The 15758-nt window shown below is 39.9% G+C and carries 10 protein-coding genes and 3 pseudogenes; 8 read left to right on the top strand and 5 right to left on the bottom strand.

Annotated features, from left to right (window positions below; all coding sequences use genetic code 11):
* The first annotated feature begins 7 nt into the window (after positions 1 to 7).
* From PN838_RS15100 to PN838_RS15125, 6 genes and pseudogenes are all read left to right on the top strand, one after another.
* On the top strand, positions 8 to 502 hold the full coding sequence (locus PN838_RS15100; RefSeq protein ID WP_272181195.1) for an AAA family ATPase: 495 nt from the start codon (positions 8 to 10) through the stop codon (positions 500 to 502).
* Positions 433 to 1140 carry a DNA replication/repair protein RecF gene (locus PN838_RS15105; RefSeq protein ID WP_272181196.1) on the top strand — a complete coding sequence of 236 codons (708 nt, stop codon included), beginning with the start codon at positions 433 to 435 and terminating at the stop codon, positions 1138 to 1140. The genes PN838_RS15100 and PN838_RS15105 overlap by 70 nt, the downstream gene beginning before the upstream one ends.
* A gap of 69 nt (positions 1141 to 1209) precedes the next feature.
* A complete protein-coding gene (gyrB, locus tag PN838_RS15110) occupies positions 1210 to 3582 on the top strand; it encodes a DNA topoisomerase (ATP-hydrolyzing) subunit B (protein WP_370661043.1) in 2373 nt (790 codons plus the stop codon).
* 112 nt (positions 3583 to 3694) lie between these two features.
* A pseudogene (gene glyQ / locus PN838_RS15115) lies at positions 3695 to 4615 on the top strand (glycine--tRNA ligase subunit alpha).
* A 15-nt stretch (positions 4616 to 4630) separates the two neighbouring features.
* Positions 4631 to 6693, top strand: a pseudogene (gene glyS / locus PN838_RS15120) (glycine--tRNA ligase subunit beta).
* Between the two features lie 258 nt (positions 6694 to 6951).
* The gene (locus PN838_RS15125) at positions 6952 to 7260 is read left to right on the top strand and encodes a hypothetical protein (RefSeq protein WP_272181197.1); all 309 of its coding nucleotides are present in this window, start codon (positions 6952 to 6954) and stop codon (positions 7258 to 7260) included.
* Positions 7261 to 7330: 70 nt separating this feature from the next.
* Here PN838_RS15125 and PN838_RS15130 read toward each other — a convergent pair whose 3' ends face one another.
* The 5 genes and pseudogenes from PN838_RS15130 to fadB all read right to left on the bottom strand — a co-directional run bounded on the left by PN838_RS15130 (position 7331) and on the right by fadB (position 12108).
* Positions 7331 to 7909, bottom strand: coding sequence for a GGDEF domain-containing protein (locus tag PN838_RS15130; protein ID WP_272181198.1), 579 nt, complete (start codon positions 7907 to 7909; stop codon positions 7331 to 7333).
* Positions 7909 to 8406: a hypothetical protein gene (locus PN838_RS15135; protein ID WP_272181199.1), complete on the bottom strand. Its 498-nt coding sequence runs from the start codon at positions 8404 to 8406 to the stop codon at positions 7909 to 7911. Before PN838_RS15135 ends, PN838_RS15130 begins: the two co-directional genes overlap by 1 nt.
* Before the next feature lie 3 nt (positions 8407 to 8409).
* Complete coding sequence (tusA, locus tag PN838_RS15140; RefSeq protein ID WP_215964560.1) at positions 8410 to 8658, bottom strand: sulfurtransferase TusA; 249 nt, start codon at positions 8656 to 8658, stop codon at positions 8410 to 8412.
* A 115-nt stretch (positions 8659 to 8773) separates the two neighbouring features.
* Positions 8774 to 9934: an acetyl-CoA C-acyltransferase FadA gene (gene fadA / locus PN838_RS15145; protein ID WP_272181200.1), complete on the bottom strand. Its 1161-nt coding sequence runs from the start codon at positions 9932 to 9934 to the stop codon at positions 8774 to 8776.
* 11 nt (positions 9935 to 9945) lie between these two features.
* Positions 9946 to 12108: pseudogene (gene fadB, locus PN838_RS15150) on the bottom strand (fatty acid oxidation complex subunit alpha FadB).
* 656 nt (positions 12109 to 12764) lie between these two features.
* Here fadB and PN838_RS15155 point away from each other — a divergent pair.
* Both PN838_RS15155 and pepQ read left to right on the top strand, forming a co-directional pair.
* Positions 12765 to 14345, top strand: coding sequence for a lytic transglycosylase domain-containing protein (locus tag PN838_RS15155; RefSeq protein ID WP_272181201.1), 1581 nt, complete (start codon positions 12765 to 12767; stop codon positions 14343 to 14345).
* 78 nt (positions 14346 to 14423) lie between these two features.
* Positions 14424 to 15752, top strand: a complete 1329-nt coding sequence (gene pepQ, locus PN838_RS15160; RefSeq protein WP_272181202.1) for a Xaa-Pro dipeptidase — start codon at positions 14424 to 14426, stop codon at positions 15750 to 15752.
* Positions 15753 to 15758: the final 6 nt, after the last annotated feature.

Raw genomic sequence — 15758 nt, forward strand, 5'->3', positions numbered from 1 at the left:
AATTCTTATGCTGGTAAAATCCGTAATTATTTCTAATTTTCGAAATATCGAATCTGCAAACTTAATTACGGACAAAACAGTTAACGTGTTTTATGGCAAAAATGGTGGCGGTAAAACCAGTGTTTTAGAAGCGCTGTTTTATTTGGGGCGGGCCAAATCATTTCGCACTTCTAAACGTAAAACGTTAGTCAATAATGACAGTGAGCGTTTTGCCGTTAGTGCAGGTCTTGTTCAACATGGAAATGAACATCGCTTGGGGATTGGGTTAGAACTAGCAGGTGAGTCGTTAATAAAATTGGATGGTGAAGTTGTTTCTCGTTTGTCTGAAGCATCTTCTTTATTTCCGACTCAAGTGATCACACCAGAAAGCTTTGACGTTTTTTTAGCTCCCCTAAAGCACGACGTAGTTTTATTGATTTTGGTTTGTTCCACGTGGAACACGAATACCAAGCGAAATGGTCTGAGTATGCGAGAGTCCATAAGCAGACAAACGCGTTACTAAGAAAACCAAATGTTAATAAAACGGAGTTACTTTATTGGTATAAGTGCCTTATCGATTCTGCTGAGATAATCGAAAGTTTTAGAAAATCATTTTTCGACAAATACTTTTCTAAAGCTATTGAAAAACTGGTAAATGAATTACCTGACAGTGAAACAGCAAGACTGATTAGAAATGTCGAACTTAAATATAAACCAAAGACATTCAGTAAGTCGGAAGAAAATTTTGAACAACTCATTTATGACCAAATCGAAAAAGATTTACGTTATAAACAGGTTGGGTTCGGACCAAATAGGGCGGATATCGTTTTTGTTAAAGATGGCGACGATGTCAGTAATCAGCTTTCTCGTGGTCAGGCAAAAATGTTGTTTTATCTTTTAGAGATAGCGATGGTAAAAATCATTCGTGATGTTACCAAAAAGAATATGTTGTTATTGGTAGATGATCTTCCTTCAGAAGTGGATGAATTTACACGTAGCACCATGCTTCAAATGTTATTACATTCAGAAGCACAAATATTTGTAACAGGGATAGAAAATAAAATTGCAATGGAATTTAAAAATTACACAGAATCGGTCAACGTGTTCCACGTGGAACAAGGTACCGTTACACCCAAAAGTATGGAGCAGTTATGTCCGTAGAAAATGATTACGACTCGGCTAGTATCAAAGTTTTAAAAGGCTTAGACGCAGTAAGAAAACGTCCTTAGCATGTACATCGGTGATACTGATGATGGTTCAGGTCTACACCACATGGTTTTCGAGATTTTAGATAACTCTATCGACGAAGCCTTAGCAGGACACTGTAGTGACATTAATGTGAAAATTCACCTTGATGGTTCAATTTCAGTTAAAGACAACGGCCGTGGTATCCCAGTCGAAATTCACCCAGAGGAAGGTGTTTCTGCTGCTGAAGTTATCATGACAGTACTTCACGCCGGTGGTAAGTTTGGTGGCGATGATTCAGGTTATAAAGTATCTGGTGGTCTTCATGGTGTTGGTGTTTCAGTTGTAAATGCACTGAGCGACAAGCTTATACTTACAATTCGACGAAATGGTAAGTTATACGAACAAGAGTATAGCTTAGGTGTTCCGGTTGCCCCACTTGCAGAAATAGGCGAGTCTACTGAAAATGGTACTGAGGTTCGTTTCTGGCCAAGTCCAAAAACGTTCTCTGACGTGACTTATCACTTTGATATTCTTGTCAAACGTATTCGAGAACTGTCGTTCCTGAATTCAGGTGTATCGATTCGTATTACCGATGAACGTGAAGAAGACAAAAGTGAACATTTCTTCTTCGAAGGTGGTATCAAAGCATTTGTCGAGTATTTAAATACCAACAAAACTTCGGTCAATGATGACGTGTTCTTTTTCTCTTTAGAAAAAGATGACGGTATTATTGTTGAAGTTGCTATGCAGTGGAATGATTCGTTCCAGGAACACATCTTATGCTTTACTAACAACATCCCTCAACGTGATGGTGGTACGCATTTAAGTGGCTTTAGAGCGGCATTAACGCGTACTCTTAATACCTACATGGGTGCTGAAGGTTTAAATAAACCACGTGGCAAAGGCAAAAATTCAATCGAAGTTTCTGCTTCTGGTGATGATGCACGTGAGGGTTTAACTGCGGTTATCTCTGTAAAAGTTCCTGATCCAAAATTCTCTTCTCAAACGAAAGACAAATTGGTGTCATCTGAAGTTAAATCTGCAGTTGAACAAGCAATGGGTGAGAAGTTACAAGAATACCTATTAGAAAACCCAAGCATAGCTAAAAACATCATTATGAAAATTATTGATGCGGCCAGAGCTCGTGAAGCTGCTCGTAAAGCACGTGAAATGACTCGTCGTAAAAGCGCTTTGGACATCGCAGGTCTTCCGGGGAAATTGGCCGATTGCCAAGAAAAAGATCCTAGTAAATCTGAACTATATATAGTGGAAGGAGACTCTGCTGGCGGATCAGCTAAGCAGGGGCGTAATCGTAAAAACCAAGCTATATTGCCACTTAAAGGTAAAATCTTAAACGTTGAAAAAGCCCGTTTTGACAAAATGATTTCTTCTCAAGAAGTTGGAACGCTTATTACTGCATTAGGTTGTGGTATCGGTCGAGATGAATACGACCCAGAGAAATTGCGTTACCACAACATCATCATCATGACCGATGCCGACGTTGACGGATCGCACATTCGTACTTTGTTACTGACATTTTTCTATCGTCAGATGCCAGAACTCGTAGAACGTGGATACATCTATATTGCTCAACCACCACTTTATAAAGTGAAAAAAGGTAAGCAAGAACGTTATATCAAAGATGACGAAGTCTTAATTGAGTACCTAACTACATTAGCAATTGATAACAGTACGCTACATGTAAATGAAGATGCACCTTCGATAAGTGGTACAGAGTTGCAAAAAATTATTACGCAATTCCATACAGCTGAATCGAGTGTTTCTAAATTGAAACTGAAAATCAATCCAAGAATACTTTCTGGTTTGATGTATCAACATGAAATTACTCGTGAACAGTTGGCAGTAGAAACTGAAGTAACCAATTGGACTGAATCGTTTGTTAAATACCTAAATGATAACGAATCTGAAGGTGTTCACTACACTGCTATGGCAACGCGTGACGAAGAAAGAAACTTGTTCCTTCCTCAAATTCGAGTACGTCAACATGGTGTAGACCGTGATTATGTGTTTACTCGTGATTTCTTAGAATCAAAAGAACTTCGCAGCTTATTTACCATTTCAGACCTTAATCTGAATATGTTAGAAGCTGGAGCTTATGTTAGTCGTGGCGAAAAACGTTTCCCAATCACAAATATCGCGACTGCGGTTGAATGGTTAATGAAAGAATCAAAACGTGGCCTATACATACAACGTTATAAAGGATTGGGTGAAATGAACCCAAGCCAATTGTGGGAAACTACAATGGATCCTGAAGCGCGTCGTATGTTGCAAGTTACAATTGAAGACGCCATTGGTTGTGACCAATTGTTCACTACATTAATGGGTGATCACGTAGAACCTAGACGTAACTTCATTGAACAAAATGCACTGAAGGTTGCTAACTTAGACGTCTAATGAGACGTCAAGTTAACTATTATTTAAAAGCGCAAAATGGAATTGCGCTTTTCTTGTCTTAGACAAACTAAAAACTTGCGATAAATGGACGGTCAAGTTGACGAAAAAAGTTATGAGCAGCAAATACGATATAAATACATTCCAAGGTTTAATACTTGCACTACAAGATTATTGGGCCAAACAAGGGTGCGTCATCATTCAACCACTTGATATGCAAGTGGGTGCAGGAACGTTTCACCCTATGACCTTTCTTCGTTCATTAGGCCCAGAGCCTATGAGCAGTGCCTATGTGCAACCATGTCGTCGACCTACCGACGGTCGATATGGTGAAAACCCGAATCGTCTACAGCACTACTATCAATTTCAAGTTATGTTGAAGCCATCGCCAAAAAATATCCAAGAACTGTATTTAGGTTCGTTGGAAGAATTAGGCCTTGATACTTTAGTACATGATATTCGGTTTGTAGAAGATAACTGGGAATCGCCGACATTAGGTGCCTAGGGATTGGGTTGGGAAGTGTGGCTTAACGGTATGGAAGTTACTCAGTTTACGTATTTCCAGCAAGTAGGCGGCATAGAATGTTCACCAGTTACCGGTGAAATCACCTATGGTCTAGAGCGATTAGCGATGTACTTACAAGGTGTCGACAGCATTTATGATCTTGTTTGGACTGACGGACCTCTTGGTAAGGTAACGTATGGCGATGTATTCCATCAAAATGAAGTAGAGCAGTCTACCTACAATTTTGAACACGCTAACGTTGATACCTTATTTCATGAATTCGACCAAGCCGAAAAAGAAAGCGCTAAGCTAATTGAAGCTGGTTTACCACTACCTGCTTACGAACAGGTTATGAAAGCTTCCCATGCATTTAATATGTTAGACGCACGACACGCGATTTCAGTAACAGAAAGACAACGTTACATTTTACGTGTACGAACGTTAGCAAAAGCATGTGCTCAAGCCTATTATGATGCGCGCGAAGCACTCGGATTTCCTCTTTGCAATAACACTAATCCGGTAGCCAAATAAAGGTATTTAACGACAATGATAAAAGATAACTTATTAATCGAATTAGGTACGGAAGAGCTACCGCCTAAAGTACTAAAGAAATTAGCCCTTGGTTTTAAAGACGGACTAACATCGCAATTAGACGCAGCGAACTTAAGCTACGACAATATCGAATGGTTTGCCGCTCCGCGTCGTTTAGCGTTACGTGTTAATCAACTTGAATCGCAACAAGCCGACAAAGAAGTTGAAAAACGTGGACCTGCAGTGAGTGCGGCATTTGACGCAGACGGCAATGCAACTAAAGCAGCATTAGGTTGGGCACGTGGTTGTGGTATCGACATTGCTGAAGCCGGCAGACTCAAATCTGACAAAGGTGAATGGCTGTTACACAAAGCCACTATTTCAGGGCAACCTTTGGCATCATTAGTTGAAGGCTTTATAACAAAAGCATTAAAGCAGTTGCCAATTCCTAAACCTATGCGTTGGGGAAGTGGTCGAGAAGAGTTTATTCGTCCTGTTCATACACTAATCGCATTGTATGGCGATAAAGTTCTACCGGCAACGGTATTGGGTTTAACGTCTTCAAACTTGTCACAGGGCCATAGGTTTCATCATAGAGGGCTTATTGAAGTTAGCAGTGCTGATGTTTATGAAGAAACGTTATTAACGGCAAATGTCGTAGTTGATTATGCAAAACGTCAGGCGATGATTGTTGAGCAAATGGCAAAAATTTCTAACGATAATAACGCACAACCTGTTCAAGACGCTGATCTTTTAGATGAAGTGACCTCTCTAGTCGAATGGCCTGTTGCATTGGTGGGGACGTTCGAAGAGCGTTTCTTAGATGTACCGCCAGAGGCGCTTATCTATACGATGAAAGATGACCAAAAATACTTCCCATTGTTAGATCAAAATGGCGAGCTATTACCTAAGTTTATCTTTATCTCAAACATTGAAAGTAAAGACCCTAAACAAGTCATTGAAGGTAACGAGAAAGTTGTTCGTCCTCGTTTAGCCGATGCTGAATTCTTTTACAATACTGACAAAAAATCGACTCTTGAGTCTCGTTTAGAAAGCTTAGACTCTGTACTATTTCAAAAACAACTTGGTACGCTTAAAGATAAATCTGAACGTATTTCAAAACTAGCAGGGCATATTGCAGGAAAAATTGCTGCTGACGAAGCACTTGCAGCTCGTGCTGGTTTACTGTCTAAAACAGATTTGATGACTGAAGTTGTTATGGAATTTACCGACATACAAGGTGTGATGGGTAAATACTATGCTCTAAATGACGGTGAAGACTTGGTAGTAGCTGATGCATTGTATCAACAATACATGCCGAGATTTGCTGGTGATGCGTTACCGACGTCGTTAGAAGCATGTTCAGTTGCATTAGCGGATAAGTTTGACTCATTAGTGGGTATATTTGGTATTGGGCAACATCCAAAAGGTGACAAAGACCCTTTTGCGTTACGTCGCGCAGCTATCGGTATCATTCGAATTCTTATTGAAAAAGAATTGGAACTTGATTTCAGCGACTTAGCTGAATTTGCCAAAATGTTATTTGGTGACAAGCTGACAAACGAAGCCGTAGTATCTGATGTAAATGACTTTATGTTAGGGCGATTCCAAGCTTATTACCAAGAGCAAAACATTAAGGTTGAGGTAATTCGTGCGGTTGAAATTAAGCGCCCAACGTCTGCTTTAGACTTTGAACGACGTTTAAAAGCGGTTGTGAACTTTGCAAATCTAGAAGAAGCTGTCGCACTTGCTGCAGCAAGTAAACGAGTTAATAACATACTTAACAAGAACAGCAAAAATGAGTTTAGCGTTATTAATGATGCTTTATTGTCAGATGATGCTGAGAAAACATTAGTTGCTAATATTCGTGATATTCAATCTGACGTAGAGTCTGCATTTGAAAATGGCGATTATACTAATGGTCTGACTCAGTTGGCGACATTGCGTGATTCGATAGATAACTTTTTGACAATGTAATGGTAATGGCCGAGGACGACGCGGTAAAAAATAACCGCTTAGCGATACTTGGTTTGTTACAATCGTTATTTATGTTCACAGCGGATATTTCTGTACTGTAAGCAAAGCAACAAAACTAACGTTTTAATTAAAGCCAGTTTACGAACTGGCTTTTTTATTGCTTAATTGTAGTACTGACATTAATAAAAAGTCATTGCCTTAATTTAGGAGTTATTATTTTGAATAAACTAGCTATTTTAGTTTCGATTTTACTATTAAGTTCTTCGATGCTCATTTCTTGTACTTCAAAACCAAAATTAACGGCAACCAATTGGTATTTGAAATCGGAATTTACCTAGTGGGAAGCGCGTCCGGAATATATGTTGCATTTAAATGAAGAAGCCGGGGTGCTAGAAGTTCAATTTACATTAAGGCCAGACGGGCAGGCCTACCACCTAAAGCTTGCTGACAAATCCTGGTCGGTTGGTAAAAATTGTGGCTCACCACAAAATAATACCAGTGCAATTGAAATAGATACTTGGTATCCAGTCTACTGCGATCCGCAAAGTGATCCGATAACACCGTTAAATGGCAGCTATCGATTCCATCCTAAAGACAATGCCGTTTATAAATTAAAAGTTAGATTTTACAAAGGCTTACCGTCCGAAATGTTGGTTTCCAAACAATAAGCTAAAGATTTTGGTATCGTCTGCTTTGACCAAAGTATCTGTCAATTAAACTGTTAGAAAGTCAAAAAGGTTAGCAATATACAACCTGATCACGACCATTTTCCTTTGCCTTATACAGCCTGTTGTCAGCTATTTTAAGCCCATCTTCAAATGTTCTATTAGATAAAGTCGCAATACCAAAACTGCAGGTAAAGTTTATGGTTTGTTTGTCACTTACCGTTAAACTCGTTTCTTTTAGGCTGGTTCTCAATTTTTCTGCGATGACAATCGCCTGTTCTTTATTTGTATTGGGAAGGCAGATCAAAAACTCTTCGCCACCATAGCGGCATAGTAAATCAGATTTACGTATTTTTTGGCCAAAGATATTCGCGCAGTGCTTTAGCGCGAGATCACCTACCTCGTGGCCATATGTATCATTGACCATTTTAAACTTATCGATATCCGCCATAATAACGATAAATGTTTCGTTGCATTCTACGACTTTTTTAACATAGTTAGATTCAAGGAAACGTCTATTTGGCAAACGAGTTAGTGGGTCTGTGTTTGCGTCTTTTTTATAATTTAGTGTCATATTACTGGTTTCGTAATATTCACGAGTTCTGAAATATTCATTGATAAAACAAAGTATGCTTATACACAATAAAGCCATTAGGTAACGACTTTTTCTATTGCCGAATAAATCGCAACAATGTCGAAACTATAGAGCAATAAGATGGCGAACAAAAACATTACGCCGGTAAAAATTGTACCTAACGTTAAGCCTAAAACGGAATAAGCGGCGAGTGGGAAAAACATTGTCCAATATAGGGCGGTATTCTCTTTTCCACCACTATATATGAGCATTAAGTCTAGTATGCAGGCGAATGTAATACAGATGAGGCCGGAAACTATTAGATTTTTAGTTTTGGCATAAAAAGCAATAGAAGATATTAATCCAATGTTGTTAATAATTAGAATGTTTAATAGTAAATCGGGGTAGGTCGACCAGTTTGTCGCGATCAAAACAGACAAAGCAGAAATCCCCAAAAACGCCATGGCGATTAGAGATGCTTCCCTTCTGCGAAATTCAATACTCTTTGAATTTCTATTATCAATTAGTTCAAACCACTCATTTTTGATGTGGGATATCGAACTTTTGTTATCCATCTTTTAGCCTAATTTTTTTATCACGAATTCAAATGGGTCAAGATCCGTATTTTGACTTACTAACTCATGGCCCATAAACCGACAAAATGATGGTATATCCCTTACAGTGGCGGGATCATCTGCTAATACTAAAAGCGTTTCACCGGGTGTCATATTTCTAATATTCTTTCTAATTAGCATTACAGGTTCAGGGCACCGCAAACTTACTGCATCTAAAACATTATCTGTGCTGTGTTCTGCTTTATTATTCATTGTGATTCCATAGTACATTATGAGATCAATTCTAGATGGCGAAAAAAAGTGCAATAAATAATATCATTGCACCTTTAGTTTCTGTTATCTATAGGTTTTTTAAAGTGCGGTTATGCTAAACCGTTTCAAATAAGGTCGCGATTCCCTGACCAAATCCAATACACATTGTCGCTAAACCAACTTTACCTTTAGTGCGTTCTAAATTGTTGATTAGTGTTGTTGAAATTCTAGAGCCTGAACAACCTAGTGGATGCCCCAACGCTATGGCGCCCCCGTTTAGGTTAACTTGTTCCATTTTATTTTCAATGCCTAAACCCTTCATTACGGACAGTGCTTGGGCAGCAAATGCCTCGTTAAGTTCAAAAACATCGACATCTTCAATAGACAAACCGGCGTGTTTTAGTGCTATTTTAGTTGCAGGAACCGGACCCCATCCCATAGTTGAAGGTTCGCAACCAGAAACACCCATACCTATCACTTTTGCTCTGATCTTAAGTCCCAGTTCATTGGCTTTCTCTTCACTCATGACTAACATCCCAGATGCGCCATTTGATAAAGCTGAAGAAGTAGCTGCTGTTACTGTTCCGTTTACAGGATTAAATACAGGGCGTAGGCCTGACACTGATTCTATGTTTGTTTCCGGTCTAATAACTTCGTCATAGTCACATAATGTTAGCGCACCTAACGCATCATGACCTTCGACAGGAATGATCTCATTATCAAAATGGCCGTTTAAAGAAGCTTGATGTGCTAGTTGATGAGAACGAACACCAAACTCATCTTGCTGCTGTCTTGAAATGTCGTGTTTACGAGCCAGTGCTTCGGCAGTTAAACCCATTGAACCCGCAGCTTGCGCTGTTGTTAGATTTAGTCCTGGGTGAAAATCTAGGCCGTGTGTCATCGGTACGTGCGTCATATGTTCGACTCCCCCGATGATAAACATATCACCTTGGCCCGCCATTATTTTACAAGCGGCATCGTGTAATGCTTGCATTGACGAACCACATAAACGGTTAACCGTTACAGCAGGGACTGAAGTCGGTATTCCAGCCAATAGAGCAGCTTGTCGTGCTATGTTAAAACCTTGCTCTAGGGTTTGCATTACGCAACCCCAAATTACGTCATCAAGCTCTTCTGCGTTTACTGACGGGTTACGTTTTAACAACGCAGTCATTACCGCAGCTGATAAATCTTCCGCTCGAACGTTGTCGAACATACCGTTACGTGCTTTTGCCATCGGTGTACGTACGCAATCTACAATTACTACATTATTCATATCAATCGCTCCTATTTTGCGCCGTAAGTTGAGTAAAATGTTTGGTTAGACTTTGCCATTTCGCGAGTCTTGTCCGTTACTTGATAGATTTCACCTAGTGCCGCGTATTTGTCCGCTTCCGCGACAAATTCAGCTAACCCCATTGTATCAACAAAGCGGAAAATACCACCTCTGAATGGAGGGAAACCAACACCGTAAAGTAATGCTAAATCTGCTTCAGCAGGAGAAGCAATAATACCTTCTTCTAAACAACGAATTGTTTCGTTAACCATAGGTATCATTAACCGGTTAATGACTTCTAACTTATCAAACTTTTGATTGCTAGGAGCTGCCGCTTTTAGTAATTCCAATGTTTCAGGATTAACGTCTTTTTCGGTTTGCCGCGTTTATCTAATGTATGATCGTAAAAACCCTTACCATTTTTCTGACCATAACGGTTTTCTTTATATAAAGCCGTAACAGGGTCATTGTTTAACTTAGGCATACGGGTTGGGAAACCGTCGGACATAACGTCTGTGCAGTGGTCAGCGGTATCAATGCCAACAACATCTAACAACATTGCCGGACCCATTGGCCAACCAAATTCACGCTCCATTACCTTATCAACATCAACAAAATTGGCGCCGTCGTTTAGCAATAAACTAAAGCCAGCGAAATAAGGGAATAATACTCGGTTGACAAAAAGCCTGGGCAATCGTTTACAACTATTGGGGTTTTACCCATTTTAGCTGCATACGCCACTGTCGATGCAATAGTTTCGTCAGAGGTTTTTTCACCGCGAATAATCTCTACCAATGGCATTCTAGGCACAGGGTTGAAGAAGTGCATACCACAGAAATTTTCAGGGCGAGCTAAGCTTTTTGCCAATAAGTTAATCGAAATTGTCGATGTGTTAGATGTTAAAATCGTATCGCTACCAACATGAGTTTCGGTTTCCGCTAAAACAGCGCCTTTAACTTTTGGGTTTTCAACAACAGCTTCTATTACAAAGTCGACATCTGCTAACGATTCGTTATTTAGGGTTGGAATAATGTTATTTAACACGTTTGCCATTTTGGCACCCGTTGTATGTCCCCGTGATAATTTTTTATCTAGTATTTTTGTCGCTTCAGCAAGTCCTTGATCCAATGCGCCTTGATTAATGTCTTTCATGACAATTGGCGTACCTTTAGAAGCTGACTGATAAGCAATACCGCCGCCCATTATTCCAGCGCCTAACACTGCAGCTTTATTTAATGGTTTTGTTACACCTTTGGCTGCTTTTTTAGCGAGACCTTTAACGTATTGGTCATTCAAAAAATTGCCAATCATTGCGGTTGCGGCGTTTGTTTTTGCGAGTTTTGCAAAATATTTGTTTTCAACACGCATCGCATCGTCACGATGCATACCGGCAGATTCATATACCGAATCTACAGCTGCAACTGGCGCAGGGTAGTGTTTACCGGCTTTCGCCATTACCATTGTTTTTGCAACTAATACGGCATTTTCGAGCTCAGTTGCATTAAATTTAATTGGGTCGAGTTTTTGCTGACGTTTAGCTTGCCAATCTAACTTTCCGGCAATTGCAGAATTTAGCATAGACAATGCTGCAGCATCGAGATTCTCACTGCTAGTCACGGCGTCAATGGCGCCCATTTTAAGCGCATCTTTTGGCGATTTCGGGCGAGCTGAGGTGATCCACTCAAGTGCATTGTCAGGGCCAATAATTCGAGGAAGTCGTACGGTACCGCCAAAGCCTGAATTAAACCCAAATTATTTTCAGGTAAGCCAACTTGTGCTGTGGCATCTGCAATTCTCATGTCAGTTGCAAGGCACAATTCAAATCCACCACCTAATGCAAAGCCTCGTATTGCTGTAACGGTTGGGACCTTAATGTCTTCAATGGCATCAAACATGTCTGAGCTTGCTTTTACCCAAGTAACGAGAGTTGCTTCATCATTCTTAAATGTTTCTAAAAACTCAGTAATGTCGGCACCTACAATAAATGCGTTTTTTGCTGTTTTAAATACAACACCTTTAATAGTGTCGTCCGCGTTGATAGCCTTAGCTGCGTCACGACATTCTTGAATGGTTTGTTGATCAAATTTATTAACCGATCCTGCAGCATCAAATACAAAGTGGCCTATGCCATTGTCATCTAATGTTACGGATAAAGTTTGGCCTTTAAATAGCATTATTAATCTCCTCAGCGAGTAAAGGTACGACCAGTTGGTGTAGTCCGAGTTTGGCCTTTGTCGGCAAAAAAGCAACTATTTTAAAACGATCGTTTAAATGCATTGGGTTATTCTAGTTACAAATAATGGCTAACGTGGTTTACCCATTGCGTATTTTTAATTAGATTAGTGTTTTAATGGCTGTTGACTCAGTGCTTAGGCGATAAAAACCTAACTACTTGCTAAACAAGTGATAATCAATCTAGCCATTCGTTTTTTTAAATTAAACTAAGGATAGGCGATGCATTCATTTTTTCTTTATTTATCGCTTAATTTTTGGAAGTTCCGATGAAAAATTGTATTTCGCTTTGTACCTTTATACTAAGCAGCGTCTTATGCGCCCAGCCCATAACAGATGTAGAAAAAATGCGTGAAGCATATTTGGAGGCGGAACATGCAGCCCAATATGAAAACCCGAGCGTTTATCGACAACACGCAAAAAAATTAAAAACTACCCACTTGCCCCTTATGCCGAGGCCCTTTTTCTTGAGCGTCATTTATCTTTTCAACTAAGACACCGAATAAACCGTTTTTTAAAAGTTAATAATGACGCGCCATTTACAAAAGTATTAAAACAAAAGTGGCTGTCATATCTAGCTAAAAACAAATACAAAACAATGTTTATAGAAAACTATCAGGATGTCGGTGATACAAAACTAGCATGTCTAAATCTAAGTTGGTTGTTAGAGAATGGCGAATCTGAAAAATCAATATTTTCAAAAGTAACCCCATATTGGTTGTCTGCTACGTCTCAACCCAAAGTATGTGATCCTTTGTTCGAAAGCTGGAAAACCGCCGGTTATTTAACATCTGAAGTGGCATTGGAGCGACTCATTTTAGCCGTTAAGGCTAAAAATTGGGGACTGGTACCTTATTTGAAAAAACAACTTAATAAAGGTGATATCCATCTTGCTTCATTATGGGTTGACGTTGTTAAGCAGCCTTCTTCAATATTTGATGACAATTTTTTCTTTTTGTATAACAGCGCTGAACGAGATGTGTTTTTATACGGGGTCCGTCGATTAGTGTTTTCGCAACCTGAAAAAATCTCTGAAGTGTGGTTAGAAAAAGCCGCCAAATTTAATATATCTCCGAAACTACAGCAGCAACATATTCGACGACTTGCCATATCGTATGCTATATCGCAGCATAAAGACGGACTTGAGTTTCTTAATAGATTGCCTGACGAATCGGTGGATGAGTCCGTCAAGCAATGGCGTTTAGCGTCAACCATCGGCAACTTAGACTGGCAAGGCACGTTAAATACCATCACAAGTTTGCCTGAAAAAATGCAGAAAGATTTAGCCGTAGTTTACTGGAAAGCCCGTGCTTTAGAGGGGATTGGTGACATTGAGAATGCTTTGGTCACTTATCATGAATTGGCCCAAAGTCGAAATTACTACGGTTTTTTAGCCGCTAATCGACTTGGTGAACCCACTCGATTGCGACACGAACCTTTGGTTGTTGACCAACAGGATGTTATTCGTTTTCAGCAACAACCCAATTTACGGCGTGCGTTTGAACTATTTAAATTAGGTCGTGGCAATGAGGCACGTAAAGAATGGAATGTCTTGTCTCGGGGGTTATCTGATAAAGACAAGCTTGTCGTAGCCAAAATGGCCCATGATTGGGGGTGGTATTCACGACCAATATTTACTTTGGCAGAGGTTGGGCATTTGAACGATGTCGAATTGAGATTTCCGCTTCCTTATAAATCACTCGTTTTTGATATGGCTAAGCAGAATAATGTGGAACCGGCCTTATTATTTGCCATAGCACGCCGGGAAAGTTCTTTTATGGCAGATGCGTATTCCTCAGCAGGGGCAGCTGGTCTAATGCAACTCAAGCCTAGTACCGCAAGCTATGTAGCTAAAACAAAGATCAATCGTAGCCAATTGTTTGACCCTGATAAAAACGTACAGCTAGGAAGTCATTATTGGTCCTATTTGATGGAACGTACCAATCAGAATCCGATACTAACTGCAGCCGCTTACAATGCCGGTTTACGTAAGGTCTCGAGCTGGTTACCAGAGAAGGAAATGCCGGCTGATGCGTGGATTGAAACTATCCCATATAAAGAAACTCGTAATTATGTCAAAGCGGTTGTTGCCTATAGCAAGGTCTACGAGAAGCTGTTGAGTCAAGATAACAGTACATTTGGTGAAATTACCGATATTCGTATCTTACCGGCCCTGTAATTCAACGCCTATTAACGCTATGGTTGTTTCGTATAACTGAATTTCAGGCTAAACTTGCGGGAAAAAACGGAGTCCTCTATGTCTTTATCGAATCAACTAGCACAATCGTATCCTCAACATATCGAACGATTGCAAAAACTCACCGCTCAAGTGTTAAAAGCGGAGCGTTTAGACGCTTTGGTTTTTCATAGTGGTAAACCTATGCGTCAGTTTTTAGACGACATGGATTATCCGTTTAAACCTAATCCACAATTTAAAGCCTTACTGCCTGTTGTCGATAATCCAAATTGTTGGTTGTTGGTTGACGGCGAAAGCAAACCGAAACTCATTTTTTATCGCCCTGTTGATTTTTGGCATAAAGTGCCTGACGAACCAACTGACTTTTGGGCCGAACATTTTGATATTCAATTATTAACAAGTCCTGCAGAAGTAGGGCAATTGTTACCATATGACCGCAGTAATATTGCCTATATGGGTGAACATGTTGATGTTGCGCAAGCGTTAAGTTTTGGTCATTTTAATCCAGTACCGGTCACCAATTTTTTACATTATCACCGCGCGTATAAATCAGATTATGAAAAACTATGTTTAAGAGAAGCCAATAGACGCGCAGTTACCGCACACGTTGCGGCTAAAGATGCGTTTTATGCGGGTGAATCTGAATATGGAATTCAGTTAGCGTATTTAAACGCCTGCCAACATACAGAAAACGAAACGCCTTACGGCAACATTGTCGCGTTAAATGAAAACGCAGCGATATTACATTACACTCATTTCCTTCGTGAAAAACCTGTTGACCCTCGTAGCTTCTTAATTGACGCTGGTGCTTCATTCCATGGTTACGCTGCCGACATCACACGTACTTATGCGTTTAAGCAAAATGAATTTGCCGAGTTAATTGGTTCTGTTGATAACATCGCAACGACCATGGTCGATGGCTTAAAGCCTGATGCTTCTTATGTCGACTTGCATATTCAGTCGCATGCGATGATTGCCGAAACCTTATCGCAGTTTAATATTATTAAAGTGACCCCGGAGCAGGCTGTAGAGTCGGAATTAACGCGCACCTTTTTCCCACATGGGTTAGGGCACAATCTAGGCTTACAAGTTCATGACGTAGGCGGGTTTATGGCCGATAGTCGTGGAACAACAATTGCGTCACCTAAATCACATCCATTTTTAAGGACGACCCGAGGTATTGAATCTGATATGGTGTTCACCATTGAACCGGGTCTCTATTTTATCGACAGTCTATTAAGTGACTTAAAAGGCACAGATAAAGAAAAAATGGTGAATTGGGACAAGGTCGAATCGTTTAAACCGTTTGGTGGAATACGGATCGAAGATAATATTATTGTGCATCGCGAGCGTAATGAAAATATGACTCGAGATCTAAATCTTAATTAGTAACTA

The sequence above is a fragment of the Psychrosphaera algicola genome (assembly GCF_028401425.1).
Lineage (GTDB): Bacteria > Pseudomonadota > Gammaproteobacteria > Enterobacterales > Alteromonadaceae > Psychrosphaera > Psychrosphaera algicola.

Bases quoted from the DNA above. Each gene is read 5' to 3' on its own strand.
- PN838_RS15100 (WP_272181195.1), top strand. From the start codon at position 8: ATGCTGGTAAAATCCGTAATTATTTCTAATTTTCGAAATATCGAATCT.
- gyrB (WP_370661043.1), top strand. From the start codon at position 1,210: ATGTACATCGGTGATACTGATGATGGTTCAGGTCTACACCACATGGTT.
- PN838_RS15125 (WP_272181197.1), top strand. From the start codon at position 6,952: ATGTTGCATTTAAATGAAGAAGCCGGGGTGCTAGAAGTTCAATTTACA.
- PN838_RS15130 (WP_272181198.1), bottom strand. From the start codon at position 7,909: ATGGCTTTATTGTGTATAAGCATACTTTGTTTTATCAATGAATATTTC.
- PN838_RS15135 (WP_272181199.1), bottom strand. From the start codon at position 8,406: ATGGATAACAAAAGTTCGATATCCCACATCAAAAATGAGTGGTTTGAA.
- tusA (WP_215964560.1), bottom strand. From the start codon at position 8,658: ATGAATAATAAAGCAGAACACAGCACAGATAATGTTTTAGATGCAGTA.
- fadA (WP_272181200.1), bottom strand. From the start codon at position 9,934: ATGAATAATGTAGTAATTGTAGATTGCGTACGTACACCGATGGCAAAA.
- PN838_RS15155 (WP_272181201.1), top strand. From the start codon at position 12,765: ATGTTTATAGAAAACTATCAGGATGTCGGTGATACAAAACTAGCATGT.
- pepQ (WP_272181202.1), top strand. From the start codon at position 14,424: ATGTCTTTATCGAATCAACTAGCACAATCGTATCCTCAACATATCGAA.